At 73.4% G+C, this 3733-nt stretch carries 4 protein-coding genes; 2 read left to right on the top strand and 2 right to left on the bottom strand.

Features of this window, described 5'->3' with window-relative positions; genetic code table 11:
• Positions 1-577 precede the first annotated feature (577 nt).
• Both A4V12_RS18655 and A4V12_RS18660 read right to left on the bottom strand, forming a co-directional pair.
• Positions 578-796 carry a ferredoxin gene (locus A4V12_RS18655; RefSeq protein WP_064070498.1) on the bottom strand — a complete coding sequence of 73 codons (219 nt, stop codon included), beginning with the start codon at positions 794-796 and terminating at the stop codon, positions 578-580.
• Positions 797-801: 5 nt separating this feature from the next.
• The gene (locus A4V12_RS18660) at positions 802-1995 is read right to left on the bottom strand and encodes a cytochrome P450 (RefSeq protein ID WP_064070499.1); all 1194 of its coding nucleotides are present in this window, start codon (positions 1993-1995) and stop codon (positions 802-804) included.
• 122 nt (positions 1996-2117) lie between these two features.
• On the opposite strand from A4V12_RS18660, the gene A4V12_RS18665 reads away from it, so the two are divergent.
• A complete protein-coding gene (locus A4V12_RS18665; protein ID WP_234372238.1) occupies positions 2118-2753 on the top strand; it encodes a TetR/AcrR family transcriptional regulator in 636 nt (211 codons plus the stop codon).
• Between the two features lie 168 nt (positions 2754-2921).
• On the top strand, positions 2922-3692 hold the full coding sequence (locus A4V12_RS18670; protein WP_064070500.1) for an NPP1 family protein: 771 nt from the start codon (positions 2922-2924) through the stop codon (positions 3690-3692).
• The last annotated feature ends 41 nt before the right edge of the window (positions 3693-3733 follow it).

The raw sequence follows: 3733 nt of genomic DNA on the forward strand, positions 1-3733 counted from the left end.
AGGAGTGAGGCGAGGGTGACGGCCGCCTTGTAGGACTGGGCGGTCTTGTCCTAGGGAGTGTCCGCAAAGTATCGGCGTCCGCCCGGAGGGCGGGGGTCGCGGTGTCCGGTGCGTGCGATCGCAAGGCGGAGGAGGGAGACATGGCGGAGCCATGGTGACCGACGACAACGCCGCTGGGGGTCCCCCCTCTGGGGGAGCGCGTGCAGGGCGCCGCGGGCCAGGCGAGACTTTGCGGACACGACCTAGGGGTGTCTCGCGAGGTCCCGCCGGGCCCGCGGCGCCCTGCACGCCCGCGTGCCGCTGCCCGCGCCCCGGACCGCCACTCCTCGATCCCCGCGCAGTGCTCCGCACCTGGCCCGGCCGGCGCGGCGGTCGCGTCACCGGCGGGCCCGGCCGGCGGCCGACCGGGAAGCCCGCAACGGACCGCCGGCCGTCCGGAATCCGCGGCCGCACGGCCGGCCCGACCGCGCGGCCACTCTGTGACTCGGCCGACCCGTCACTCGGCCCGCCCGTCACACGGCCGGCCCGACCGCGCGGTATCCGCCGGGGGCCCGGACCCATGGGGCCGAGCAGCCTCCTACGGACGGGGCCCGATGGGGCGCCGCGCCCCGTCGAGGACGGTGATCGCCGAGGCGGGGCAGGAGTCGGCGGCGTCCAGGGCGCGCTCGTCCGCACCGATCTCCGCCCGCACCGGCTCCGCGTGCTCGCCCTCCAGGCGGTACAGCTCGGGTGCGAGCGCGGCGCACATGCCCGAGCCGAGGCACTGTTCCCGGTCGATCCGGGTCGTCCACGGCATCCGCGTCACCACCCCACCGGCATCTCGCGCGGGCCGCGGACCAGCATCTGGTTCTTCCACACCACGTCACCGGCGAGGTGGAGCGTGGGGAAGCGGGTGATCAGGGCGCTCAGCGCCTCCTGGAGTTCCAGGCGGGCCAGCGGCGCCCCGAGGCAGTGGTGGACGCCGTGGCCGAACCCGAGGTGCTGCACTCCGGTGCGGGTGATGTCGAGGGTGCCCGGCGCACCGAACTTGAGGGCGTCGCGGTTGGCGGCTCCCACCGCCACCAGCACCGGTTCCCCGGCGCGCACCAGGGTGCCGCCCACCTCGACGTCCTCCTTGGCGTAGCGCGGGAAGGCGGCGCCGCTGCCCAGCGGCACGAAGCGCAGGAGCTCCTCGACGGCACCGGTGACGAGGTCCGGCCGTTCCCGCAGGAGGGACAGCTGGTCGGGGTGTTCGAGCAGGGCGTACAGGAAGTTGGGGATCTGGCTCGCCGTAGTCTCGTGTCCGGCGACGAGGATGCCCACGCACAGGTCGACCAGTTCCAGCTCGGTCAGACGGTCGCCCGTGTCCCGGGCCTCGATCAGGCCGGTCATCAGGTCGGGGCGGGGGTGGTCGCGATGGTCCTTGATCAACTCGCCCATGTAGGCGCGCAGTTCCTCGCGGTTGCGGAGCGCTTCCTCGGCGCTCAGGGAGCTGGTCGACAGGGCGGCGTCGCTCCAGACCCGGAACTTCGGGCGGTCCTCCTCCGGAACTCCGAGCATCCGGCAGATCACGGCCACCGGGATGGGCAGGGCGTAGTGCTCCACGAGGTCGGCCGGCGGGCCCATGGCCTCCATCCGGTCGAGGAACCCGTTCGCCAGCTCCCGGACCTGGGGGCGCTGCTTCTCCACCTGGTGCACGGTGAAGGCCTTCGCCACGAGGGTACGCAGCCGGGTGTGCCCGGGCGGGTCCATGCTGAGGATGCCGGCGTCCTGCTGCCCCTCGGACTGGCGGGGTTCGTCGTGCTCCAGCGCGTCGGCCCGGCTGAAGCGACGGTCGCCGAGGACGAGGCGGGCGTCGGCGTAGCGCGTCGCCAGCCAGGCGGGCTCGCCGTAGGCCATGCGTACGCGTAAGAGTCCGGGGTGCTCCAGCGCCTCGGCGTAGGCGTCGGCCAGCCCCAGGCCCTCGGGTTCGTTGAACGGATAGGTCAGCGGCTCCTGCTCGTGCGTGGCGGTCATGGGGAACCTCCCTGGTGTAAGCAGCTGCTTACCAACCTAGAGTTGGGCCAGGAAGCGGTCAACGGCGCCTCACGGACGGGCTCGTGCCCGGCGTGGTGTGCCGGACGGACAGGGGGTGGCAGGTGGTGGCCAGGGAGGCGGACGCCGGGGCGGTTCCGTCGCAGGGGACACCGCCGGCACGGTCGACGCGGGAGCGGCTGCTCGCCGCCGCGTCCGGCCTGTTCGCGGAGCGGGGGTACGAGCGGGCCACCGTACGGGACATCGCCTCCCGCGCAGGGGTCAACCAGGCGCTTCTCTTCCGGCACTTCGGTTCGAAGCGGGCGCTGTTCGGGGAGGTGGTGGCCCGCGACGGCGCGGAGCAGCTGCGGAACACCCCTCCGGAGCGGCTCGTGGAGACGGTGCTGATGAGCATGCTGGCCCCGCCCACGGCCGACGGCGGCGGCGCCGGTTCCAGCCGCTCCCTGGAGACACTGCTGCGGTCGGTCGGGGCGGGTGACGAGGTGTCGGCGGCGGTGACCGCCCTGGGGGACGACTACGCCCGGGTGCTGGCCGGCCTGAGCGGCGCCGACGACAGCGGGGTGCGCGCGGACCTCGCCCTGGCCTGGCTCGTCGGCATCGGCCTGATGCGGGTGGTCGTGGGCAAGCAGCCCCTGGCCGACGCGGACGCGCGGGAGGTGAGCCGCCTGGTGGTGGGCACCCTCGGTCACCTGCTCGACGGCATGGCGCCGCCTCCCGGCCGGGACGCCGGTCACGACTGAGCGGACCGCCCCGGGACGGAGGGCAACCCTCGTGTCTCCGGTGGCGCGGCCTTGCCGGACACGTGCGCCTGTAGGTGCCGCCGGCGCCGGACTCCTTGACATGCCCGCTACATGCAGCTAACTCAAGGGGCACCCCTTCCACAGCGCCAGCCGTCCGAAAGGCCTTCCTTGCATACGAGATCGCGTACGCCGCGCAGGGCCGCCGTCATCGGCGCCGCCACCACCCTTCTGCTCGTCGGCTTCCCGGGCAGCGCCCACGCCGCGCCTCCCCGGGCGCTGCCCGGCGACGCGAGCCCGCTGGAGCGGACGTTCCAGCCCGCGTACGACTACGACAAGGACGGCTGCTATCCCACACCGGCCATCGGACCGGACGGCACCGTCTCCCCCGGCCTGAAGCCCTCCGGCACCCTGAGCGGGCAGTGCCGGGACGCGTCGGACCTCGCCAACACCAACGCGTACTCGCGCGCCGCGTGCAGCGACGGCTGGTGCGCGGTGATGTACGACCTGTACTTCGAGAAGGATCAGGCCGTCTGGGGCAGCGGGCTCGGTGGGCATCGCCACGACTGGGAGCACGTCGTGGTGTGGATCCGCGAGGGCACGGCCCAGTACGTCTCCACCTCCGCCCACGGGAAGTTCACCGTCCACGGCCGCGACCGGATCCGCTGGGACGGCACCCACCCCAAGATCGTCTATCACAAGGACGGCGTGGGCACGCACTGCTTCAGGGCCGCCTCGGCGAAGGACGAGCCGCCGGAGAACCACCGGGGCACCTGGCAGTTCCCCGACCTGGTCGGCTGGGAGGGCTACCCGCCCGGCGTACGGGACAGGCTCACCCGGGCGGACTTCGGCAGTGCGCACTTCGGCCTCAAGGACGCCGACTTCCTCTCCCTCCTCAAGAAGGCCAAGCCGGCGGGCATCACCTTCGACCCCGTGCTCTAGGTCGTGTCCGCAAAGCCTCGCCTGGCCCGCGGCGCCCTGCA

The sequence above is a fragment of the Streptomyces noursei genome, assembly GCF_001646665.1.
GTDB classification, from domain to species: Bacteria; Actinomycetota; Actinomycetes; order Streptomycetales; family Streptomycetaceae; genus Streptomyces; species Streptomyces lavendulocolor.